The sequence below is a fragment of the Sinimarinibacterium flocculans genome, assembly GCF_003201205.1.
GTDB lineage: Bacteria > Pseudomonadota > Gammaproteobacteria > Nevskiales > Nevskiaceae > Solimonas > Solimonas flocculans.
In genome coordinates this window covers 198,107-220,396 of record NZ_QICN01000003.1, presented here as the reverse complement: position 1 = coordinate 220,396, position 22,290 = coordinate 198,107, and the positions used below count along the sequence as shown (strand labels likewise).

The following is a 22,290-nucleotide window of genomic DNA, read 5'->3' as shown; positions in this document are numbered from 1 at the left end:
GCAACGGCCCTGCCGGTCAGAACCCGAACGGCCGCCTCAGGCGCTCGTCGGGCTTCTTTTCCTCTTCCGCGGCCTTTCTCGCCTCTTCTTCCAGGCGCTCGCGCTCGGCGGCGGCCGCCGCCTCGGCCTCGCGCTGCCGCTGGGCCGCCGCAGCCGCATCCTGCGCCTCACGCAGGATGCGTGCATCCTCTTCGGCCCGCTGCTTGCGCGCCTCTTCCTCGGCGGCACGTTGCCGCGCCTCTTCCTGGGCGCGCCGGCGGGCCTCCGCCTCGGCGGCGCGGGTATCCGGCGTCGGTGCAGGCGTCGGCGTCGGCCGCGGCGTGGCGACCGGCGTCGGCGAGGGTTGCGGTTCGGGTGTCGGTGCCGCCGTCGGTGACGGGGTTGCTGTCGGGCGGGGCGTCGCTGACGGAGTCGGCGCGGGCGTCGGAGCCGGCGGCGGGGTCGCACGGGGCGTGGCTTGCGCCTCGAGTTCCTGGCGCAGCCGTTCCTGCTCGCGGGCCGGCTGCGAGCCGAAGGTCCGGTCCGGCGCTTCGGTGGGTCGGGCCGTCGCGGCGGCCGTGGGCTGCGGTTGCGCCTCGGCCTCGTCCGCGGGTGAGCGCAGCAGCCACCACACCAGAATCACGACGCCGAGCCCGACGGCGACCGCGGCGACGATCAGGCCGGTGCGCTTCTCGGCCGGAGCCTCGCCGCGCGCCGCGGCCTCGCGCTTGAGGGCGGCCTGTTCGGCCTGTGCACGCTGTTTTTCGGCGGCACGGCGTTGGCGCTCGGCTTCGTTCTCAGCCTGCTTGCGCGCCTTTTCCTCGGCCTTGATCCGCGCCTGGACCTCGCGCTTCTGCCGCGCCGCCTCGGCCTCGGCCTGCTTGCGCTCGGCGGCTTCGCGCGCCTGGCGCTCCTTTTCGGCCTTGCGCGTGGCAGCCTGTTCCGCCTTGATGCGCTGTTCTTCCTCGCGCTTCTGCCGTTCCGCCTCGGCCTGCTGACGCTTGCGTTCGGCTTCCTCGGCCTTGCGGCGCTCCTCTTCCTCGCGCCGCTGGCGCTCGGCTTCGGCCCGTTCGCGCTCGGCCTGCTCGGCCGCGGCGCGGCGTTGAGCGTCCTGCTCGGCGCGCTGCCGGTCGAGTTCTTCCTGCCGCTTTCTCTCGGCCTCGGCCCGTTCCCGCGCCGCGGCCTCGTCGGCGGCGCGCTTGCGGGCGGCTTCTTCCTCGGCGCGGCGCCGGGCCTCCTCGGCCTGCTGACGTTCGCGCGCCTGCTGTTCGCGTCGCTGCTGCTCGACGCGCTCGCGCTCTGCGGCTTCCTGCTGGCGACGCGCCTCGTCCTCCTGCTGGCGGCGCTGGCGCTCGGCTTCGTCCTTTTCCCGCTTCTCGCGCTCGAGGCGTTCCAGGTCGCCGCGCTCACCGGTGACGACCGTCGGCAGGCTGTTCCCGGTGCCGACGCCCGAGGCCGTCGGCATGGCCCCGAAAGCGCCCGTGGCGTACTGGGGCAGGGCGCCCGTGCGCTGCATCGGCAGCAGTGCGTCGATCAGTCCGAGCAGCTCGGTCGAGGAACCCGGGCGCTGATCCGGCTCCTTGGCCATCAGCGAGTCGACCAGCGGCTGGTAGCGGGCCATCGCCTCGGGCAGGCGCGGGACCGGCTCGGTCACGTGCTTGAAGATCAGCGCCAGCGATTCTTCCGCGTCGAACGGCGGCTGCCCGGTGAGCATCTCGTAGAGGATGCAGCCGAGGCTGTAGAGATCCGCGCGCGCATCGACGGACTTGCCGCGCGCCTGTTCGGGACTGATGTAGCGCGGCGTGCCGATCGACACGCCGGTAGCGGTCATCTTCGACTCCGACGAGATCGCCTTGGCGATGCCGAAGTCGGTGAGCACCGCACGGCCCTGTTCGTCGAACAGGATGTTCTCGGGCTTGACGTCGCGGTGCACGAAGCCGGCCGCGTGGGCATGCACGAAGGCGTCGGTGATCTCGCGCAGGATCGACAGCGCCTGGATGTCGGTCAGCCCCTGCTCGATGCGCGCCCGCAGGTCGCCGCCGGTGAGCAGGCGCATCGAGTAGTAGTGCACGCCCTCGGCGCGTCCGACCTCGAAGACGGTGACGATGCCGGCGTGGTTGAGGGAGGCCGACGAGCGCACTTCCTTCTCGAAGCGCGCGACGAGTTGCGGGTTGCGGCCGAACTCCGGGGGCAGCACCTTGAGCGCGACGCGCCGGCCCAGCGTCTGGTCCTCGGCCTCGTAGACGTCGGCCATCCCGCCGGAGCCGAGCTGGCGCAGGATCTTGTAGTTGCCCAGCAGGGTACCGGCAGGCAGCACGAGCGATCAGCCCTCGACGATTGCGCAGACGGCCGTGACGTTGTCCCCGGCTTCGGAGTCGCTGAGCGTGCGCTCGATCAGGCGTTCGACGATCTCTTTCGCGCTGCCCCCGCGTTTCAGGCAGTCGACGATCGCCGGCTGCGGCAGGTAGCCGTGCAGGCCGTCGGTGCACAGCAGCACGCAGTCGCCGGCCTGCAGGTCGACCTTCACCGCATCGACCTTGATCTCCATCGTGTCGCGGATGCCCACGGCACGCGTGAGCACGTTGCGGTTCGGGTGGCTTTCGGCCTCGTGGGCGCTGATGGCCCCGGCATCGATCAGTTCCTCGACGAAGGAGTGGTCCTTGGTGACCTGTTTGAGCGCACCGTCGCGCCAGAGATAGGCGCGGCTGTCGCCGACCCAGTGCAGCATGGCCCTGGCGCCCTCGATCGTCAGCACGACGGCCGTCGAGCCCATGCGATCGGTGCCGGTCATGCTGGTCTCGCGGATACGGCGGTGCGCGTCCTGGAGAGCTTCGGCCGTGCCCTGTCCCTGCTGGAGCGCTTCGGCCAGCACGTCGACGACCATGCGGCTCGCCACTTCGCCGCGCGCGAGGCCGCCCATGCCGTCGGCCACGGCCGCGGACAGGCTCGCCGGAATGACGACGAACGCGTCTTCGTTGTGGTCGCGCTGCTTGCCCTGGTGCGTGGCACCCGCAATGGTGATATTCAGCTGACGCCTCCCGCTCGGGCGTAGAAAGCGAAACATGCGCACAGGCTCAGCGCAGCTGCTGCGCGCCGCTGCGCAGCTTGCGCAACGCGCTGCGCAGCGAGTCCGGATTATAGGACTGGCCTGCGTCGACCGCAGCGAACAGCTCGTCGATCGGCCCCTGCAACGCAGACGCCGGAACGCCGTGATCTTGGCGCAGATAGTAGAACAGCGCGTCGGACGCGTAGTAGATCTGCTTGGCCGCGGTGTAGTCGCCGGCCTTGCCTTCGAGCCCGGCGGCCGCGATGCGGTCGATCAGCTCCAGCGCCTGCGCCTTGCTCAGCGTCAGCTTGCCGATCTGCGGCAGCGTCGCCGAGGCGATGTCGCGCAGGGTCTTCGCCGCCTCCCGGGTCTTCGCGACCGACTGCATCGAGGCGCGATGCAGGTCGGCGAGCGCGGCGGTCCAGCGGGCGCCGGCGTCGGGTTGCAGCGTGTTGAGCACCACGCCGGTCATCACCAGATAGGCATCGGCCAGTCGCGGCTCGCCGGGGCCGAGCGGGCCGCCGGTGCCGGCGCTCCAGCGCGGCGCCTGCATCGGGTGGTGGCAGGCGTTGCAGTCGAAGAACACCAGCTCCGGGAACATGCCGCGATCGGTGAAACGGTCGCCCAGCAGGCCGTCGAGGAAAGTCTCGGCCGCCAGCAGCTGTCCGATCGCCCAGACCTTGGCGCCTGGGGCATACGCCGGCTTGCGCTGGCGGTAGTCGGCATCGACGCGGAAATGGGCCGGCTGGATGTTGGTGAAGGTGTCGAGCTCGAACTCCAGCGGCGGATGGCCGGCGCCCATGATGCGGTGGTCGATCGGCTTGTCCTTGGTCCCCATGTGGCAGTGCAGGCACAGCCGTGCGCGCGCGACCGGGTCTTCGAGCGGATACAGGCCCTGCGCGACGTTCTGCGCATGCGTGTTGCCGGAAACGTGCGGCCCCAGCCACTCCTGTGCGCCGCCGTGGCAGGCCTCGCAGCCGACGCCTTCGGTCATCGAGTAGCGCCGGCCGCGCAGGTTCGCGGGCACGTAGTCGGTATGACAGGTGAGGCACTCGGGCGCCGAGGCGGCGTCCTTGATGCCCAGATTGGCGGCGATGCGCTTGCCGTCCGGCGTCAGCAGCAGCTTGTAGGCGTTGGAGTGCGCGTCGTCGCGCTGCCACAGGAAGTACTCGTTCTGCAGCACCGGCGAGTCGTCGAACGGTCGCTGCGACCCGTGGCAGTTGCTCCCGGCACAGGTGGCGACGCCGATGTGCTGCCACTGGTCCTCGAATGGCATCGGCGGTGCCGCATGCGCCATCGCGCCGAGCAGGCCGAAGGCGACGAGGCCGCAGAAACCGAGCTGGCGAAACAGCGAGCTTGCGTGCATGGTTCCCCCCAATATCCCGTTTCGTGTCGACGCTTACGGCGAGGCCGGTGCGCCGGCGCCGGCGGCCAGGCTGCGGATCAGCACGCAGCCTTCCGGCGTGACCAGCGCATTGACCCACTGGCCGTTGCCGAGCTGGACGTTCGGCACCCAGATGCCCGAGCCATCGGCCTCGGCGCGAGCGCCTGGAAACCGCAAGGCGTCATCGTAGACCAAGTCCCCTTCCGCGGTCAGCGCCGAGACATGCAGGGCGCAGCGACGTTTTTCGCGGGCGATGCGCTCTGCCCGGCTCTCGGTCGCCGTCGCCTCCTCGCCTGCGGCGCCGGTATCGGTGACCGGCACCGGTGTCGCCGTCGCGGTGCGGTCTTGCACGGCGGCGGGCTGCTGCGGCGCGGGTGCGAGCAGTCGCCACGCGAGCGCGGCGATGAGCAGGACGAATGCGATGCTGCCGGTACCGGTGAGCAGGCGCCGCATCGCCGATCCGCCGGTTTCGGTCTTCGGGCCGGCTTCCGGCGTCGCGGCCCCGGGCGCCGCTGCGGGTGGCGGGCTCAGTGCTGCAGCCGGTGGCGGTGGCGGGCTGGCCGGCATCGCTGCCGGCGCCGTGCTCGGCACGGGTGCCGCCGGACGCGGCGGTGCGACGGACTGCAGCAGGCTGCGGAGCTGGGCGCGCAGCGCCGTCGCCGACTCCGGGCGCTGGCCCGGGTGCTTGGCCATCAGGCTGTCGATCAGCGGCTGCAGGCCGGCATGTTCCGGCGGCAGCTTCGGCACCGGCTCGGTCGCGTGCATGATGATGACCGACAGCGGATCGGGCGCATCGAACGGCCGCCTGCCGGCGAGCATCTCGAACAGGATCACGCCGAGGCTGTAGAGATCGCTGCGCGCATCCACGGTGCCGCCGCGCGCCTGTTCCGGGCTCAAGTAGCGCGGCGTGCCCACCGAGGTGCCGGCCGCCGTCAGCTGTTCCTGCGCCCGCAGCACCTTGGCGATGCCGAAGTCGGTCAGCACCGGATTGTCGTCGGCGTCGAACAGGATGTTCTCGGGCTTGATGTCGCGATGCACGATGTCCTGCGCGTGTGCGTGCTCCAGCGCCGAGGCGAGCTGCTCCAGGATCTTCAGCGCCTGCTGCGGCTTGAGCCCTTCGGCGATGCGCCTGCGCAGGTCGCCGCCGGCGAGCAGGCGCATGGCGTAGAAGTTGATGCCTTCGCTTTCCCCGACGGCATAGATCTGGACGATGCCCGGATGCTCGAGAGCGGCGGCGGCCCGCACCTCGCGCTGGAAGCGGGCGAGCACGTCGCCGGTGCGCGTGAACTCCGGCAGCAGCACCTTGATCGCCACCTTGCGGCTCAGCAGCGGGTCCTCGGCCTCGTAGACCTCGGCGAAGCCGCCGGTACCGAGCAGGCGCACGATGCGATAGTTGCCGAGAATCTGTCCGGGCTGCGGCATGGTCGCGATACGGGGGTGAGTCGGGCGACTATAGCGCCATGATGCGGGTGCGAACCGTGAGCCGCGTACAATATGCGACCGCTCGAAACCTTCGCGGCGCCCGCGGTCCTGCCGACCGGGCGGCCGCATCATCCCTGCGCGTGGCGCGGGGACCTTTCCCGCCACTCGCGTCGACATGTTCAATCACCTCATCGTCATCTGCACCGGCAATATCTGCCGCAGTCCGATTGCCGAGGCCCTGTTGCGTGCGCGCCTGGGCAGCCGCGTGCAGCGGGTCCTGTCTGCCGGCACCGGCGCCCTGGTCGGTTATCCGGCCGATCCGACGGCCGTGGACGTCGCCGCCGAACACGGGCTGGACCTGTCGGCGCACCGTGCCCAGCAGGCGACGCTGCCCTTGCTGGCGTCGATGGATCTGGTGCTGACGCTCGACCAGACGCACAGCGACTGGCTCAATCGCCAGTACCCCCAGCTGCGTGGCCGCGTGCACAAACTGCTGAAATGGCGGGAAAACGCCGACGTGGCCGACCCCTACCAGCGGCCGCGCCAAGCCTTCGTCAAGGCCTTCGACGACATCGAGGCCGGGGTCGAGGACTGGCTGCGCAAGCTGTAAAAATAGGCGCGTTTTCACTCGCTTATAATGGCCGGCCGCGTCACCTCCGGTCCCGATGTCCAAGAAGCTGTACCTCATCAGCTACGGTTGCCAGATGAACGAGTACGACTCGGCCAAGATGGTCGACGTGCTCGCTGCCTCGCACGGCTACGAGCGCACCCGGAACCCGGACGAGGCCGACCTGCTGCTGCTCAACACCTGCTCGGTGCGCGAGAAGGCGCAGGAGAAGGTGTTCTCCGAGCTCGGCCGCTGGAAGGAATGGAAGCAGACCGCGCCGGACCGGGTCATCGGCGTCGGCGGCTGCGTGGCCTCGCAGGAAGGCCAGGCCATCACCGAGCGCCAGCCGCTGGTCGATATCGTCTTCGGACCGCAGACCCTGCACCGCCTGCCGACCCTGCTCGACACGACGCGCGAGGCGCGCAAGCCGGTGGTCGACGTCAGCTTTCCCGAGATCGAGAAGTTCGACCGGCTGCCGGAGCCGCGCGCAGAAGGGCCGAGCGCCTTCGTCAGCATCATGGAAGGCTGCTCCAAGTACTGCACCTTCTGCGTGGTGCCGTACACCCGCGGCGAGGAGGTGAGCCGGCCGCTCGACGACGTGCTTGCCGAGATCGCCCAGCTGGCTGAGCAGGGGGTGCGCGAAGTGACGCTGCTGGGCCAGAACGTCAATGCCTATCGTGGGGGCATGGGCTCCGGCGGCGAGATCTGCGATCTGGCGCTGCTGGTCAATTTCATCGCGCGCATGCCGGGCATCGCGCGCATCCGTTACACGACCTCGCATCCGGCGGAGTTCAGCGACGCGCTGATCGACGCCTTCGCCGAGGAGCCGAAGTTGGCGAGCTATCTGCATCTCCCGGTGCAGTCCGGCTCGAACCGCATCCTCGGCATGATGAAGCGTGGCTACACCCGCGAGCGCTATCTCGACCAGATCCGCCGGATCCGCGCGGCTCGTCCCGACATCTCGCTGTCTTCCGATTTCATCGTCGGCTATCCCACCGAGACCGACGCCGATTTCGCGATGACGATGGATCTGATCCACGAAGCCGGCTTCGACTGCGCGTTCAGCTTCATCTACAGCCCGCGGCCGGGTACGCCGGCGGCGAACCTGCGCGATACCGTCAGCGATGCGGAGAAGCACCAGCGGCTCGGCATCCTGCAGACCCGCATCCGGACGCTCGACGATGCGTTCAAGCGCAAACTGGTCGGCACCACCCAGCGTGTGCTCGTCGAGCGGCCGGCGCGCTGGGCCGGCCAGATGGCCGGCCGCACCTCGACCAACCGCTGGGTCAATTTCGAAGGTACGGCGGAGCTGATCGGACAGTTCGTCGACGTCGAAGTGACCGAGGCCCTGAACAACTCCCTGCGGGGCGTGCTCCGACGCACCGACGATGGCCTCGCAGCCTCGCCCAGGGTGGCCTGACGTGAGTACGCGTCCCGCCCAGGCACGTGCCGACCTCGTCCTCGAGCCCGACGACAGCCAGCGCCTGGCCAATCTCAATGGCCCGTTCGACGCCCACCTGCGCCAGATCGAGCTGCGCCTCGGTATCGAGATCCGCAACCGCAGCAACCGCTATCAGCTGGTCGGTGCGCGTCGCGACATCGCGGCCGGCGAGGCGGTACTGGCACAGCTGTTCAACCAGACCCTCGACGACACGGTCACGTCCGAGCACGTGCACCTCGCGCTGGCGGAACACGGCGGCGCCTCGGCCGATGCCGCCGACGATGCCGCGCCGAGCAGCACGCACGACGAGGTCGTGATCCGTACCAAGCGCGGCGTCGTGCGCGGCCGCGGCACGCAGCAGAAGGCGTATCTGAAGTCGATCGCGACCCATGACCTGAACTTCGGCGTCGGCCCCGCCGGCACCGGCAAGACCTATCTGGCCGTCGCCAGCGCGGTGCAGGCGCTGGAGCGCGATCGCGTGCGGCGCCTCGTGCTGGTGCGTCCGGCGGTCGAGGCCGGCGAGAAGCTCGGGTTCCTGCCCGGCGACATGGCGGACAAGATCAATCCCTACCTGCGTCCGCTGTACGACGCGCTCTACGAGATGCTCGGCTTCGAACGGGTTGCGCGCCTGATCGAGAAGAGTGTCATCGAGATCGCGCCGCTGGCGTTCATGCGCGGGCGCACGCTCAACGAGTCCTTCGTGATTCTCGACGAGGCGCAGAACACCTCGGTCGAGCAGATGAAGATGTTCCTGACGCGCATCGGCTTCGGCAGTGTCGCGGTGGTCACCGGCGACATGACGCAGATCGACCTGCCGAAGCACCAGACCTCCGGCCTGCGGCAATCCCTGGAGGTGCTGCGCGACGTGCCGGGCATCAGCTTCACGCACTTTCGCAAGGAAGATGTCGTGCGCCATCCGCTGGTGCAGGCGATCGTCCAGGCCTACGACGACTTCGACCAGCGCCGGGCGCCGGGCGAGTGAACGCGATGCCTGCCTGCGTCACGCCGATCGTCGTGCAGCGTGCGGTACCGGCCGCCGGCATTCCGGCCGCGTCGAGTCTGCGGGATTTTGCACGGGCCGCGCTGCCGGCGCGCCATGGCGAGCTGACGATCCGCATCGTCGGCGAGGCCGAGAGCCGCACGCTCAACCGCGACTACCGTGGCAAGGACAAGCCGACGAACGTGCTGTCCTTCGCCGGAGAGGGCGAGGTGCTGGGCGACCTCGTGATCTGCGCGCCCGTCGTCGCCCGCGAGGCGAGCGAGCAGAACAAGACACGGCGCGCCCACTGGGCGCACATGGTCGTGCACGGCTGCCTGCATCTGCGCGGCTATGATCACGAGCGCGACAGCGATGCGCGGCGCATGGAAGCGCGCGAAACCCGTATTCTCAGGAGGCTGGGTTTCGACGACCCTTACCAATGAACGAAGACGACAGTAACGGCACGAAGGCCGACGACGGCGGCTTGTCGAACTGGTGGCGGCGCGTCACGCAGCGCCTGGCCGGCACCGGCCCGCGAACCCGCGACGATCTGCTCGAACTGCTGCGCGAGGCCCAGGCCGCCGAGCTGATGGATGCCGATGCGCTGGGGATGTTCGAGGGCATTCTCGAGACCGCGGAGACCCAGGTGCGCGACGTCATGGTGCCGCGCGCGCAGATGGTCGTCGTCGACCAGGCCTGGCCGCTGGAGCGAATTCTCGCAGTCGTCGTCGAGTCCGGCCATTCGCGCTTCCCGGTGATCGGCGAGTCGCGCGACGAGGTCGTCGGCATCCTGCTGGCCAAGGATCTGCTCAAGTTCAGCGGTGGTGCCCCCGGCTTCGGTGTCGCCAGCTTCGACATGCGCCGGCTGACACGGCCGGCGGTGTTCGTGCCCGAGTCCAAGCGGCTGAACGTGCTGCTCAAAGACTTCCGTCGAGGGCGCAACCACATGGCGCTGGTCGTCGACGAATACGGCGGGGTCGCCGGACTGGTGACGATCGAGGACGTGCTCGAGCAGATCGTCGGCGAGATCGACGACGAGTACGACGAGGCCGAGAGCGCGCCGATCCTCAAGCAGGACGAGCGCCGCTATCTGGTCAACGCGCTGACGCCGATCGAGGAGTTCAACGAATACTTCGGGACCGACTTCCCGGACGAGGAGTTCGACACCGTCGGCGGTTTCGTGCTGCACCGCTTCGGTCACATGCCCAAGCGCGGAGAGAGCGTGCGCATCGACCGCTTCAACTTCAACGTGCAGCGCGCCGACGGTCGGCGCGTCCATCAGTTCCAGGTCACCCTGGCGCCGGGCTGATGCCGTCCGCAAGGGGGCTGGCGGCCGCGCTGCTGGCGCTGGTGTCGTCCGCCGTCGCCGCGCCGGTGCACGCGCAGGCGCCGCCGCAGGTCAGCCTGCTGACGTTCGCACCCGGCGAGATCTACTGGCAGCGTTTCGGTCACAACGCGCTGCTGGTGCGCGAGGACGGGGTCGCGCCGCAGGTCTACAACTACGGCATCTTCGATTTCGCGCAGGAGAATTTCTTTCTCAACTTCGCGCGCGGTCGCATGCTGTACCGGCTCGACGTCGCGCCGCTGGACTGGACCCTGCGCCAGTACGCGGCAGAGCGGCGCTGGGCCATCGAGCAGCGGCTCGCGCTCGACGATGACCAGGCGCGCGCGCTGGCCGATTTCCTGGCGTGGAATGCCCGGCCGGAGCACGCCGACTACCGTTACGACTACTTTCTCGCCAACTGCTCGACCAAGGCGCGCGACGCGATCGACCGGGCGCTCGGCGGCACGCTACGCCGGCACCTCGAGGCGCGGCCCGGGACCGGAACCTATCGCGGCGAGGTACTGCGGCTGATGGCGCCGATGCCGTCGCTGATGGCGGCGATGGATCTCGGGCTGGGGCCGCGCGTCGACCCGCCGCTCGACCAGTGGGCCGAGGGCTTCATCCCCCAGCGGCTCATGGAGTCGCTGCGCGAGGTGCGGGTCGACGACGGCGACGGCGACGGTGGCACGCGGGCACTGGTCGCGGCCGAGCGGACACTGGTCGCCGCAGCCGAGGCGCCGGCACCGGCCCCGCCGGCGCTGACGTTGCCGTTTCTGTGCGGCGGCCTGATCCTGGCCGGCGCGCTGCTGCTGCTCGCGCGGGCGGGCGCTCGCGCGTGGGCGCGCGGCAGCTTCGCCCTGCTGGCGACGCTGTACGCGACGCTCGCCGGTCTTGGCGGCCTGGTACTGCTGCTGGGCTGGCTGGCGACCGATCACTGGAGCATGGCGCGCAACCACAACCTGCTGCTGATCCATCCGCTGTGGTGGGGGCTGCTGCCGGCGCTGGCGCGACGCGCAGGGTCGCGCCAGCCGCGGCAGACGGTTTTCGCGCGCGGCATCGCCGTGGTGATCGCGGTCGCCAGCATTGCCGCACTGCCGCTCGCGCTCTACGGGACGCAGCCGAACCTGCACTGGGTCGGCCTGCTGCTGCCGCCGGGCCTGGCCGTGCTGTACGGATTGCGGCGCGGCCGGTGAGGCCGGCTGCAGTCCTCGCCGTGCTGGGGCCCGGCATGCTGCTGGCGGCGACCGGTGTCGGCGCCGGCGATCTGGCCACGGCGGCCTTCGCCGGCGGCCATCTGGGCGTGGCGGTGCTGTGGGCCGTGATCGTCGGCGCGCTGTTCAAGTTCGTCCTCAACGAGGGGCTTGCCCGCTGGCAGCTGGCGACGGGGCTGAGCTTTCTCGAGGGCGTCGCTGCGCGCTTCGGGCGGATCGCGCTGTGGCTGTTTCTGCCGTACCTGCTGCTGTGGAGCTACTTCGTCGGCGCCGCGCTGGTCAGCGCCTGTGGCGTCGCCGCGCAGGCGCTGTTGCCGATCGGAGACGACCTTGCCGGCGGCAAGCGCATCTGGGGTGTCGTGCACGCCGTGGCCGGTCTCGCGCTGGTGTGGGTCGGCGGCTTCGCCGTGTTCGAACGGGTCATGCGTGCTTGCATCGTGTTGATGTTCGCCGTCGTGCTGGTGACGGCGGTGCGGTTGTGGCCCGGCACCGCCGAGGTTGCCGCGGGCCTGGTGCCGTCCGTCGCGCACGATGCGCAGGGGCTGAGCTGGACGCTCGCGCTGATCGGCGGTGTCGGCGGGACGCTCACGGTGCTGTGCTACGGCTACTGGATGCGTGCGGCCGGCCGCGAAGGTGCCGCGGCCATGCGCGTCACCCGCATCGATCTGGCGGTGGGTTACGCGGCGACCGCGCTGTTCGGGATGGCGATGGTGATCATCGGCAGCCGCGTACCCGTTGGCGGCAGCGGCGCCAACCTGATCGTCGATCTCGGCGACCAGTTGCAGGCCGCGCTCGGACCGGGCGCGCGCCTGCTGTTCCTGATCGGCGCCTGGGGCGCGCTGTTCTCCAGCCTGCTCGGTGTCTGGCAGGCGGTGCCCTACCTGTTCGCCGATGTCGGCCGCGTGCTCGGCTGGATCCGCATCCGGCCGGCCGGCCTGGACAGCAGCACGGCCTACCGGGCCTACCTGCTCGCACTGGCCCTGCTGCCGACGTTCGGGCTGCTGTCCGGCTTCGAGCGGATGCAGAAGCTCTACGCGATGGTCGGCGCCGCGTTCATCCCCGTGCTCGCACTGGCGCTGCTGGTCATGAACGGCAGTCGCGTTCGGCTCGGCCCACTGCGCAATGGCGGCGCCACCGTCGCGTTGCTGACCGGCGTCCTGCTGTTCTTCGTCGTGCTTGCCGTGCGCGGGGTGCGCGCGGGCGGCTGAGCGTTCCGGCGCCGCCTCAGGTCTTGTACGACGGGTCGAGCCGGTCCAGCCGCCGCAGCAGTCCCGGCCAAGCGAGCTGGCCGCCCAGCCCGCGCGTGACCGCGCTGGCAGCCTGCTGCACGCCCGCGACGATCTGCGGATTCACCGGCACCAGTTCGCCGCCGCCGGACTGGGCGCGCACCTGGATCGTGCACGCGGCCTCGAAGACGTACATGGCGAGGAAGGCGTCGGCAGCGCTGGCGCCGACGGTCAGCAGCCCGTGATTGCGCAGCATCAGGAAGGTCTTGTCGCCGAAGTCCGCGACCAGACGCGGCTTCTCGTCGTCGCGCAGGGCGATGCCCTCGTAGTCGTGATAGGCCAGCGAGGCCAGCACCAGCGTCGACTGCTGCGAGACCGGCAGCACGCCGTTCTTCTGCGCCGACACGGCGACACCGTTCAGTGAATGGGTGTGCATCACGCAGTGCGCGTCGGCGCGGGCCGCGTGGATGGCGCTGTGGATCGTGAAGCCGGCCGGGTTGATCTCGTTCGGCGATTCCATGACCTTGCGGCCATCGAGGTCGACCTTGACCAGGCTGCTGGCGGTGATCTCCTCGAACAGCCAGCCGTAAGGGTTGATCAGGAAGTGCGGTGCCGGGCCGGGCACGCGTGCGGAGATGTGCGTGAACACGAGGTCGTCCCAGCCGAAGTCGGCCACCAGCCGGTAGGCGGCAGCGAGATCGACGCGGGCCTGCCATTCCTCGGGCGAGACGCGGCTGCGGATGTCGGTCATTGGGGGATTCTCCTCGCGGTGGCGGCGTGCGGCATACCCGCCGCCCGGGTAACCTAGCTCAAGCTGCGGCCGGCGTCTTCGGTGCCGGCACGATCTTGAGGAGGTTCGGTGAAGGACCAGTTGGTGCTCGCGTCGCGCTCGCCGCGTCGCCAGGAGCTGCTGCGGCAGCTCGGGCTGCGTTTTGCCGTGAACCCGGCGGACGTGGCCGAAAGTGCCACGGCCGGCGAACCGGCGGCCGACTACGCCCGCCGCGTCGCGCTGGAAAAGGCGCGTGCCGCACGCGCGCGCGGCACGGCGGCGCTGCCGGTGCTCGGTGCCGACACCGACGTCGTGCTCGACGGCGAGATTCTCGGCAAGCCGACCGACCGCAACCACGGCATCGCGCTGCTGCTGCGACTGTCCGGCCGCGCGCACGAGGTCTACTCGGCGGTGGCGCTGGTGCATGGCGATCGCGAGGCGGTGCGCCTGTCGGTGAGCGAGGTCGAGTTCGGTCCGGTCACGCCGCAGGCGGCTGCCGCCTACTGGGATACCGGCGAGCCGGCCGACAAGGCCGGCGGCTACGCGATCCAGGGCCTGGGCGCCGCCTTCGTCCGCGGCATCCGTGGCAGCTACAGCGGCATCGTCGGCCTGCCGATCTTCGAAACCTGCGAGCTGCTGCGCGCGTCCGGCATCGACGTTCTCGCGCCCGAAGGCTCACGTTCCACGCCATGAGCACTGAAATCCTCGTCAACATCGGCCAGCAGGAGACCCGTGTAGCGCTCGTCGAGGGCGGCGCCGCGCAGGAGATTCACATGCAGCGCGCGTCGCGGCATGGACTGACCGGCAACATCTACAAGGGCGCGATACAACGCGTGCTGCCCGGCATGCAGGCGGCGTTCGTCGAGATCGGCCTCGAACGCACGGCGTTCCTGCACGTCGCCGACATGGTGCCGCTGCCGGTCAATGGCGACGGCATGCCGAGCATCTCGCAGCTGCTGCAGGACGGCCAGCAGGTGCTGGTGCAGATCCTCAAGGATCCGATCGGCAGCAAGGGGGCGCGGCTGACGACGCTGCTGTCGATCCCGTCGCGCTATCTGGTGCTGCTGCCGCACGAAAAGCACGTGGGCGTGTCCGCACGCATCGAGGACGACGGCGAGCGCGACCGCCTGCGCGAGGTGCTCGACGCGCTGCAGCAGCGCATGGCACCAGAGTTCGGCTTGATTGCGCGCACGGCGGCCGAGGGCGCCGACGCCGAGGCGCTGGAGGCGGATGTCGCCTTCCTGCTGCGGCTGTGGAAGGCGATCAGCGACCAGGCGGCAGGCAGCAAGCCCGGCTCCCTCGTGCACGGCGATCTGCCGCTGTCGATGCGCATCCTGCGCGACCTGCTCGGCACCGACGTCGAGCGGGTGCGCATCGACGACCCCGAGGAATGCCGCCGCGTCAAGCAGTTCGCCCAGTTGTTCGTGCCGCACGCCGCGCCGCTGATCGAGCTGTACGAGGGTGCGGCACCGATCTTCGACCTCTACGGCGTCGAGGACGACATCAACCGTGCGCTCAACCGGCGCGTCGAACTCAAGTCGGGCGGGCACCTGGTGATCGACCAGACCGAGGCGATGACCACGATCGACGTCAACACCGGCGCCTACATCGGTCACCGCAACCTCGAAGAGACGGTGCTCAAGACCAATCTCGAGGCGGCGCAGGCGATCGCCCGGCAGCTGCGGCTGCGCAATCTCGGCGGCATCATCATTCTCGATTTCATCGACATGAGATCCGAGGACCACCGGGCGCAGGTGCTGCGCGCGCTCGAGCGGGCGCTCGCTGCCGATCACGCCCGCACCCAGGTGCACGCGTTCTCGCCGCTGGGGCTGATCGAGATGACGCGCAAGCGCACCCGCGAATCGCTCGGCCACATCCTCTGCGAGCCGTGCCCGACCTGCAACGGCGGCGGGACGATCAAGACCGTCGAGACCGTCTGTCACGAAATCGCACGCGAGGTGCAGCGCGCGGCGCGCCAGTTCGAGGCCAAGGGCTTCCTGGTGCTGGCGGCACCGAACGTGATCCGCAGCCTGGTCGAGGAGGAGTCGCTGGGGCTCGCGAACCTGGAAACCGCGCTGGAGCGACCCATCCGCCTGCAGGCGGAGAGCGCCTACGGGCAGGAGAGCTTCGACGTCGTTCCGCTCTGACCGTCTCCCGGCGGCAAGACACCCGCGCGCCGCGCCGGGTTTGGCCCCTTCTTGCCGCGGGCGCGACAATACGCCTCCCTGAACTGCGCCTTTCGAGAGCGATTCTCCTCCGATGGAACGTACCAAGCGCCGCTGGTGGACCTGGGCGGTCTCGCTGATCGCCGCCACGGTCATCGTGGGCGCCGTATCCAGCGGTGCGTTCCAGCTCGCGGTCCTGGCGGTCCCGAGCTATCGCGAGGACCTCGCCGCCTGGGTCGGCGACGCCACCGGCCGGCCAGTGCAGATCGGCGGCATCAGCCTGTCGTGGCGCGGCCTGGCGCCACGCTTCGATCTGTCGGGCATCACGCTGTACAGCGACGATGGCCAGTCGCAGATCAGCGTCGACCGCCTGAGCCTCGGCTTCAGCCTGGAGCGTGCACTGCGCGGCGAATGGATGCCGTCGCGACTGGAGCTGTCCGGACTGCGCCTGTCCGCCTACCTCGACGAAGACGGCAAGCTGCGCGTCGCCGGGTTCGAAGTCGGCGCAGAGGAAAGCCTGCGGCGGGGGCAGTGGCAAGAGGGGCTCGAGCGCTTCGATCGCGTGCGCCTGGAGAACTGCGAGCTGCGTGTGCGTCACCCGCTGCTGGGCGAGCTGCCCACGCAGCTGCGCCTGGCCGAGGCGCAGATCGACCGCTCCGGCAGCGGCTTGAGCGTCGAGGCCGATATCCGGCTGCCGGCGGACCGGGGCGGTAGCATCGAGCTGCAGGCGCAGATCGACGGGCCGGCGGCGCAGCCACAGGACTGGGCCGGGCGCTTCGAGGTGCAGTTCGACGATCTGCAGCCGCAGGGCTGGCTGCGTCACTGGCTCCTGCCCGGCGCGCAGATTCTGGCCGCCGACCTCGACGGCCGGCTCGAAGGCGAGATCGTGCGCGGGATGCCCGTGCGTGCGCGCCTCGAGCTGGGCTCCGGCGGCCTCGTGCTGTCGCGTGCCGGCGTGCTGTCCAGCGCGCGCAGCAGCAGCGCCGTGCTCGCGGCGGTGCGCGAGCCGCGCGGCTGGCGCGTCGACGTCGCTGACCTGAGCTTCGACGAGGCGCCGCTGCTGCGCGGCAGTCTGCGCATCGAGGGGGCGGACGACGCCACGGCCTACGACTTCGATGCCGACCGGCTCGAACTGACGCGACTGGCGGCATGGGCCGGCGTCTGGCGGGCGACCCCGTCGTGGCTGCAGATGGTGTCCGGCGCCAGCGGCGAGGTCGAAGGCCTGGTGCTGCGCTACCGGCATGGTGCCGGTGCGCCGCGCTACGCCCTGCGCGCGCGGCTGCACGACATCGCCCTGCGCACGCATCGCGCCTTCGGTTTCAGCGGGCTCGACGGGGAACTCGGCGCCGACGAGAACGGCGGCACCTTGCGGCTCACGCCCGGGCCGCTGACCGTGACGCTCCCCGAAACGCTGGAGCGGGACGTGCCGATCGGGCAGTTGCGCGCCGAGCTGGGCTGGTCGCGCACGACGCAGGGATGGCGCGTCGCCAGCGAGGATTTCTCGGCGCAGCTGGCGAGCATCAGCGCCGACGGGCGCGTCGAGATCCTGCTGCCGCAGAACGCTGCGCCGCAGATCGATCTCGCCGCGACCTTGCAGGCGGGCACGGTCCTCGACGCCGCTCCCTACATGCCGCAGCACTGGCCGGACAGTCTCAAGTCCTGGCTGGAGCGCGCGATCGTTGCGGCCCGCATTCCGAATGGCGACCTGCGCATCCGCGGGCCGCTGCGCGACTTTCCGTATCACCGGCGGCCGACCGGCGAATGGTCGCTGGAGCTGGAAGTGGCGGACGCGGCGCTCGACTATGCGCCCCGATGGCCGCGCCTGGAGGATCTGCGCGCGCGGCTGATCTTCGGCGGCAACGGCCTGCGCGCCGACGTGCTCGCCGGCCGGGCGCTCGACAGTCGCATCAGCGAGGCGCGGGTATGGATCGACGACTTCAAGGAACAGCGCCTGGGTGTCGATGCCCTGGTCGACGGCACGTTGCCCGGTCACTACGCCTTTCTCGAGGCGTCGCCGTTGCGCGAGCGTCTCGCCGTACTGCTCGACCGCACGCGTGCGCAGGGTGATGCGCGCGTGACGCTGCGGCTCGACGTGCCGCTGCGCGAGACGGCGGCGACGCAGGTCGAGGGCACGGTCGCGCTCGATGGTGCGACGCTGCACTACCAGGGACTGGAGCCGCCGATCGAGGCCCTCGGTGGCGTCGTCGGTTTCAACAACGAAGGCGTGACGGCCGAAGCGCTGCGCGCGAGTTTCGCCGATGTGCCGCTGGCGCTGCGCATCGACGCACGGGACGGCAGCTTCGGAATCGTGCGCGCGGACTTCGAGTTCGCGCCACAGGCCGACGGCGGCGGACTGTCGCGCTTCCTGCCGGCGTTCGTGCGCGCGGCGCTGCATGGACGCAGTGCCTGGCAGGCCACGTTGCCGCTGCAGGCCGACACCCGCCTGACCCTGGCATCGGCGCTGCAGGGGACCACGGTCGATTTGCCGCCGCCGCTGGCCAAGGACGCCGACACAACGGCGCCGGTGCAACTGCGCATCGGTGCCGACGACGAGGCCGGCCTGCGCGTCGGTCTCGACTATGCCGAACGCGCGGGCCTCGACCTCAGCTTGCAGCGCAACGCCGACGATGCAGCGACGACCCTCGGCGGTCTGTATCTGCGCCTGGGCGCCGGCACGGCGCCGCGTGCGCAGCCCGGACGGATCGAGATCGACGGCCAGGTGGAAACGCTGGATCTCGCCGGCTGGCAACGCGTGCTGAACGGCCCCGCACCGTCGGTTGCGCCCGCGGGCGCGGACGATTCGGGCGCCGGACCAGCGGTCGCCGCCGTGCCGCGTATCGACGCGATCGACATCGATGCCGGTCGCGTGATCTGGGGACAGACCGCAGTGGCGGCGACACGCCTGAAGTACGCGCCGCAGGGTGACGGCTGGCGCGTAGACCTTGATGGCGCCGGCGCGCGCGGCGAGCTGCGCTGGCTGCCGGCTGGCGAAGGTCACCTGGTGGCGCGCCTGCAGCACCTGAACTTCGAGTCCTTGCAACCCCAACAGGCGCCGGACGCCGGCGCGGGTGCGGCCGCCGAGCCAATCGATCCATCGCGATTGCCGACGCTCGACCTGCTCACCGACGCCTTGGGACTGGGCGAGACGCAAATGGGTCGCGGCGAACTGTCGACGCAGCGCATCCCCGGCGGCCAGACGGCGCGCATCCGTTTCGCTGGTGGTGACGCCGAGTTGAGCGGCGACGGACGTTGGCAGCGGCAGGACGGCCGTTCCTCCGGTGAGCTGGCCTTCGAACTGCAGACCCGCTACGCCGACCGCCTGCTCGTGGCGCTGGGCTACGCGCCCAACGTCGAGGCCGACTCGGCGGCACTGTCGGCGACCCTGAGCTGGGCGCCCCATGCCGACGGCCTGCGCTGGGAGCTGGCGGAAGGGCGCATCGATCTCGACTTCCGCGACGGCCAGCTGCGAGCGGTCAAACCCGGCGCCAGCCGCGCGCTGGCGCTGCTGAACTTCTACACGCTGCCACGGCGGTTGGCGCTGAATTTCGACGATGTCGTCGGCGAGGGCCTGGCCTTCGACCGCATCGGTGGCCGGTTCACGCTCGCCGGCGGGCAGGCGACGACGCAGGACCTGCGCGTCGACGGTTCCTCGCTGAGCATGGACGTGCGCGGCAGCGTCGGTCTGCTCGCACGCGACTACGATCAACGCATCACCGTGTATCCGGACGTCTCGTCCGGGGTCACGCTCGGGGCCGTCCTGCTCGGCGGCCCGGCGGTCGGCGCGCTGGTGCTGCTGGCGCAGGAGCTGCTCGACAAGCCGCTGGAGCAGGTCACGCAGTTCAGCTATCGCGTCAGCGGTTCCTGGGACAATCCGCGCGTGGAACGGATCGAATCCAGCGATGGCGCTGCCGGTCAGGGCGCGGGATGATGTGCCGATGAGCCGCGCTGCCGTCATCCAGATGAACTCGGGCGCCGACCGCGACGCCAATCTCGCGGCCGCCGCCGGCGGTCTGCGCGCCGCGGCCGACGCCGGCGCCAGCCTCGCGGTCCTGCCCGAGAACTTCGCCTGCATGGGCGAGCGCGAGTCCGACAAGCTGGCGCTGGCCGAAGGCGACGGCAGCGGGCCGATCCAGGACTTTCTCGCCGCGCAGGCGCGTGCGCTGTCGCTGTGGATCGTCGGCGGAACGATCCCGCTCGCCGTGCCCGGGGACAGCGGTCGCGTCCATGCCGCCTGCGGCGTCTGGAATCCGCAAGGTGTGCGCGTGGCACGCTACGACAAGATCCACCTGTTCGACATCGAAGTCCCCGACGGCAGCGGCGAGCGCTACCGCGAGTCGGCGACGATCGCGCCCGGGGCACCGGAACCGGTGGTCGTCGACACGCCGCTGGGCCGGCTCGGGCTGTCGGTGTGCTACGACCTGCGCTTTCCCGAGCTGTACCGTCGCCTGCTCGCCGCGGGGGCGGAGGTCTTGTGCGTGCCGTCGGCGTTCACGGCGCGCACCGGCGAAGCGCACTGGGAGATGCTGCTGCGCGCCCGCGCCGTGGAGAACCTCTGCCATGTTCTGGCGTCCAACCAGTGCGGCACGCACGCCGCCGGCCGCCGTACCTGGGGACACAGCTGCATCATCGACCCCTGGGGCCGCGTGCTGGACGATGCCGGCGACGCACCCGGCGTCGTCGTCGCCGAACTCGACGCCCAGGCGCGCCAGGCGCAGCGCCGCAGCTTCCCCGCACTCGACCACCGTCGTCTCACCTGATCACTGACCGTCTCATGACCGATACGCTCGCCATTGCCCGTCGCACCTTGCTCGAAACCGCGCAGCTCGATTCCGGATCGATCGACCGCGTGCTCGACGGACTGATGAAGCCGGGCGTGGATGCCGCGGACCTGTATTTCCAGCAGTCGCTGACGGAGACCTGGTCGCTGGAGGACGGCATCGTCAAGTCCGGTGCGAACCACGCCGAGCAGGGCGTCGGCGTGCGTGCCTGTGCCGGCGAGAAGCAGGGACTTGCATACTCGGACGCGCTGGAACTGCCGGCGCTCATCGATGCGGCTCAGGCCGCCGGCGCCATCGTGCGCCAGGGTCAGCAGGGGCGGGTGCAGGCCGTCGCGCCGCGCAGCGCCGGCGCGCTGTATCCGGCGATCGATCCCGTCGGAACGCTGGCGGTACCGGACAAGCTCGACCTGCTGCAGCGTGCCGACCGTGCCGCCCGCGCGGCCGACAGCCGGGTCGTGCAGGTGATGGCGTCGCTGGCCGCGAATGCCGAGACGGTCCTGATCGCCTGCAGCGACGGCACGCGCAGCGCCGACGTGCGGCCGCTGGTGCGCATGGACGTGAGTGTCATCGTCGAGCACAACGGTCGTCGCGAGCAGGGACATGCGGGCGCCGGCGGTCGCGGCGCCTATCTCGATTTTCTCGGCAGCGACCGGCCGGAGCGGCTCGCGCAGGAGGCGGTGCGCATGGCGCTGGTGGCGCTCGAGGCGGTGCCGGCTCCCGCCGGCACGCTGACGGTGGTGCTCGGCCCCGGCTGGCCCGGCGTGCTGCTGCACGAGGCGATCGGCCACGGTCTCGAAGGGGACTTCAACCGGCGCGGCTCCTCGGCGTTCTCCGGCCGCATCGGGCAGACCGTGGCATCGCCGCTGTGCACCGTTGTCGACGACGGCACGCTGCCGGGGCGTCGCGGCTCGCTGTCGGTGGACGACGAAGGCACGCCTTCGCAGTGCACGACGCTGATCGAGAACGGCGTGCTGCGCGGCTACATCCAGGACAAGCTCAATGCGCGCCTGATGGGCGTGGCGCCGACCGGCAACGGCCGGCGCGAGTCCTACGCGGCGCTGCCGATGCCGCGCATGACCAATACCTACATGCTGCCCGGGCCGCACGATCCGCAGGAGATCGTCGCCTCCGTCGACAACGGCATCTACGCCGCGAACTTCGGCGGCGGCCAGGTGGACATCACCAGCGGCAACTTCGTGTTCTCGGCGTCCGAGGCCTACCTGATCGAGAACGGCAGGATCACCCGTCCGGTCAAGGGGGCGACGCTGATCGGCAACGGTCCCGAGGTGCTAACGCGGGTGTCGATGGTCGGCAGTGACCTGCAGCTCGATGCCGGCATCGGCGTCTGCGGCAAGGACGGTCAGAGCGTACCGGTGGGCGTCGGCCAGCCGACGCTGAAGATCGACGGCCTGACCGTCGGCGGCACGGCGTGATCGATCTGCGCGTCGAGTCGCGGCTGGCCGCCGCGCCCGATGCGCTGTGGCAGCACGCGACCTCGATGGCGGGCGTCAACTTCGAGTTGATGCCGCTGGTGCGCATGACCCATCCGTCCGATCGCGCACGGCTGCCGGATGCCGGCGAGCTGCCGGACGGGGTGCTGTTCCGCAGCTGGCTGCTCGCCTTCGGCGTATTACCGTTCGACCGTCACGCGCTGTGCCTGCGCCGCGTCGGGCCGGGCATGCGTTTTGACGAGGATTCCACCTCGTGGCTGCAGCGTCGCTGGATCCACCATCGCCGCGTCGAGCCGGTGGCGGGTGGCGCCCGCGTGATCGACGAGCTGCGGATCGAGCCGCGGCTGCGCATCGCCGCGCCGCTGGTCCGTGTGCTGGTCGCGCAGCTCTTCGATCACCGTCATCGCCGGCTGCGGCAACGCTTCGGCGCGCTGACCGGTTGACGCCGTTGTCGCCGTCGCTAAAGTCGGCGACATGAAGGTCCTGACCGATCTTGCCGCTCGTCCGG

At 70.4% G+C, this 22,290-nt stretch carries 18 protein-coding genes; 13 read left to right on the top strand and 5 right to left on the bottom strand.

Annotated elements, in window-relative coordinates; translation table 11 throughout:
- Nucleotides 1-16 precede the first annotated feature (16 nt).
- The 4 genes from C8D93_RS07485 to C8D93_RS07470 are packed head-to-tail and all read right to left on the bottom strand — an operon-like array spanning nucleotide 17 to nucleotide 5,831.
- A complete protein-coding gene (locus C8D93_RS07485; protein WP_110264545.1) occupies nucleotides 17-2,296 on the bottom strand; it encodes a serine/threonine protein kinase in 2,280 nt (759 codons plus the stop codon).
- A gap of 6 nt (nucleotides 2,297-2,302) precedes the next feature.
- Nucleotides 2,303-3,043, bottom strand: coding sequence for a PP2C family protein-serine/threonine phosphatase (locus C8D93_RS07480; RefSeq protein ID WP_110264544.1), 741 nt, complete (start codon nucleotides 3,041-3,043; stop codon nucleotides 2,303-2,305).
- Between the two features lie 10 nt (nucleotides 3,044-3,053).
- Complete coding sequence (locus tag C8D93_RS07475) at nucleotides 3,054-4,391, bottom strand: multiheme c-type cytochrome (RefSeq protein ID WP_110264543.1); 1,338 nt, start codon at nucleotides 4,389-4,391, stop codon at nucleotides 3,054-3,056.
- A 33-nt stretch (nucleotides 4,392-4,424) separates the two neighbouring features.
- On the bottom strand, nucleotides 4,425-5,831 hold the full coding sequence (locus C8D93_RS07470; protein ID WP_170123945.1) for a serine/threonine-protein kinase: 1,407 nt from the start codon (nucleotides 5,829-5,831) through the stop codon (nucleotides 4,425-4,427).
- Nucleotides 5,832-6,006: 175 nt separating this feature from the next.
- Here C8D93_RS07470 and C8D93_RS07465 point away from each other — a divergent pair, with 175 nt between their 5' ends.
- Genes C8D93_RS07465 through C8D93_RS07435 form a run of 7 tightly spaced genes read left to right on the top strand, consistent with a single transcriptional unit; the run spans nucleotide 6,007 to nucleotide 12,601 of the window.
- Entirely contained in the window at nucleotides 6,007-6,441 is a 435-nt protein-coding gene (locus C8D93_RS07465) for a low molecular weight protein-tyrosine-phosphatase (RefSeq protein WP_110264541.1), read from the top strand.
- Between the two features lie 55 nt (nucleotides 6,442-6,496).
- On the top strand, nucleotides 6,497-7,858 hold the full coding sequence (gene miaB / locus C8D93_RS07460) for a tRNA (N6-isopentenyl adenosine(37)-C2)-methylthiotransferase MiaB (protein ID WP_110264540.1): 1,362 nt from the start codon (nucleotides 6,497-6,499) through the stop codon (nucleotides 7,856-7,858).
- 1 nt (nucleotide 7,859) lies between these two features.
- Complete coding sequence (locus C8D93_RS07455; RefSeq protein ID WP_245903849.1) at nucleotides 7,860-8,861, top strand: PhoH family protein; 1,002 nt, start codon at nucleotides 7,860-7,862, stop codon at nucleotides 8,859-8,861.
- Nucleotides 8,862-8,866: 5 nt separating this feature from the next.
- Nucleotides 8,867-9,301 (top strand): rRNA maturation RNase YbeY, encoded by a 435-nt coding sequence (gene ybeY / locus C8D93_RS07450; protein ID WP_110264790.1) that lies wholly within the window; start codon nucleotides 8,867-8,869, stop codon nucleotides 9,299-9,301.
- Complete coding sequence (locus tag C8D93_RS07445; RefSeq protein ID WP_110264538.1) at nucleotides 9,298-10,167, top strand: CorC family transporter; 870 nt, start codon at nucleotides 9,298-9,300, stop codon at nucleotides 10,165-10,167. Before ybeY ends, C8D93_RS07445 begins: the two co-directional genes overlap by 4 nt.
- Nucleotides 10,167-11,375: a lipoprotein N-acyltransferase Lnb domain-containing protein gene (locus C8D93_RS07440; protein WP_110264537.1), complete on the top strand. Its 1,209-nt coding sequence runs from the start codon at nucleotides 10,167-10,169 to the stop codon at nucleotides 11,373-11,375. The genes C8D93_RS07445 and C8D93_RS07440 overlap by 1 nt, the downstream gene beginning before the upstream one ends.
- Entirely contained in the window at nucleotides 11,372-12,601 is a 1,230-nt protein-coding gene (locus tag C8D93_RS07435; RefSeq protein ID WP_146216540.1) for an Nramp family divalent metal transporter, read from the top strand. The genes C8D93_RS07440 and C8D93_RS07435 overlap by 4 nt, the downstream gene beginning before the upstream one ends.
- Nucleotides 12,602-12,617: 16 nt before the next feature.
- Here C8D93_RS07435 and C8D93_RS07430 read toward each other — a convergent pair whose 3' ends face one another.
- Nucleotides 12,618-13,370, bottom strand: a complete 753-nt coding sequence (locus tag C8D93_RS07430; RefSeq protein WP_110264535.1) for a class II aldolase/adducin family protein — start codon at nucleotides 13,368-13,370, stop codon at nucleotides 12,618-12,620.
- Nucleotides 13,371-13,478: 108 nt separating this feature from the next.
- On the opposite strand from C8D93_RS07430, the gene C8D93_RS07425 reads away from it, so the two are divergent.
- From C8D93_RS07425 to C8D93_RS07400, 6 genes are all read left to right on the top strand, one after another.
- Nucleotides 13,479-14,081 carry a Maf family protein gene (locus tag C8D93_RS07425; protein ID WP_110264534.1) on the top strand — a complete coding sequence of 201 codons (603 nt, stop codon included), beginning with the start codon at nucleotides 13,479-13,481 and terminating at the stop codon, nucleotides 14,079-14,081.
- Nucleotides 14,078-15,535 (top strand): ribonuclease G, encoded by a 1,458-nt coding sequence (gene rng, locus C8D93_RS07420; RefSeq protein WP_110264533.1) that lies wholly within the window; start codon nucleotides 14,078-14,080, stop codon nucleotides 15,533-15,535. The genes C8D93_RS07425 and rng overlap by 4 nt, the downstream gene beginning before the upstream one ends.
- Nucleotides 15,536-15,647: 112 nt before the next feature.
- Entirely contained in the window at nucleotides 15,648-19,481 is a 3,834-nt protein-coding gene (locus C8D93_RS07415; protein ID WP_110264532.1) for a YhdP family protein, read from the top strand.
- A 7-nt stretch (nucleotides 19,482-19,488) separates the two neighbouring features.
- A complete protein-coding gene (locus C8D93_RS07410; protein WP_110264789.1) occupies nucleotides 19,489-20,310 on the top strand; it encodes a carbon-nitrogen hydrolase family protein in 822 nt (273 codons plus the stop codon).
- Nucleotides 20,311-20,324: 14 nt separating this feature from the next.
- The gene (gene tldD / locus C8D93_RS07405; RefSeq protein ID WP_110264531.1) at nucleotides 20,325-21,764 is read left to right on the top strand and encodes a metalloprotease TldD; all 1,440 of its coding nucleotides are present in this window, start codon (nucleotides 20,325-20,327) and stop codon (nucleotides 21,762-21,764) included.
- Nucleotides 21,761-22,225, top strand: coding sequence for an Rv1443c family protein (locus C8D93_RS07400; protein WP_110264530.1), 465 nt, complete (start codon nucleotides 21,761-21,763; stop codon nucleotides 22,223-22,225). The genes tldD and C8D93_RS07400 overlap by 4 nt, the downstream gene beginning before the upstream one ends.
- Nucleotides 22,226-22,290 lie beyond the last annotated feature (65 nt).

Coding starts and splice junctions, on each gene's coding strand:
- C8D93_RS07480 (WP_110264544.1), bottom strand. CDS start 3,043: ATGTTTCGCTTTCTACGCCCGAGCGGGAGGCGTCAGCTGAATATCACC.
- C8D93_RS07475 (WP_110264543.1), bottom strand. CDS start 4,391: ATGCACGCAAGCTCGCTGTTTCGCCAGCTCGGTTTCTGCGGCCTCGTC.
- C8D93_RS07470 (WP_170123945.1), bottom strand. CDS start 5,831: ATGCCGCAGCCCGGACAGATTCTCGGCAACTATCGCATCGTGCGCCTG.
- C8D93_RS07465 (WP_110264541.1), top strand. CDS start 6,007: ATGTTCAATCACCTCATCGTCATCTGCACCGGCAATATCTGCCGCAGT.
- miaB (WP_110264540.1), top strand. CDS start 6,497: ATGTCCAAGAAGCTGTACCTCATCAGCTACGGTTGCCAGATGAACGAG.
- ybeY (WP_110264790.1), top strand. CDS start 8,867: ATGCCTGCCTGCGTCACGCCGATCGTCGTGCAGCGTGCGGTACCGGCC.
- C8D93_RS07445 (WP_110264538.1), top strand. CDS start 9,298: ATGAACGAAGACGACAGTAACGGCACGAAGGCCGACGACGGCGGCTTG.
- C8D93_RS07440 (WP_110264537.1), top strand. CDS start 10,167: ATGCCGTCCGCAAGGGGGCTGGCGGCCGCGCTGCTGGCGCTGGTGTCG.
- C8D93_RS07430 (WP_110264535.1), bottom strand. CDS start 13,370: ATGACCGACATCCGCAGCCGCGTCTCGCCCGAGGAATGGCAGGCCCGC.
- rng (WP_110264533.1), top strand. CDS start 14,078: ATGAGCACTGAAATCCTCGTCAACATCGGCCAGCAGGAGACCCGTGTA.
- C8D93_RS07415 (WP_110264532.1), top strand. CDS start 15,648: ATGGAACGTACCAAGCGCCGCTGGTGGACCTGGGCGGTCTCGCTGATC.
- C8D93_RS07410 (WP_110264789.1), top strand. CDS start 19,489: ATGAGCCGCGCTGCCGTCATCCAGATGAACTCGGGCGCCGACCGCGAC.
- tldD (WP_110264531.1), top strand. CDS start 20,325: ATGACCGATACGCTCGCCATTGCCCGTCGCACCTTGCTCGAAACCGCG.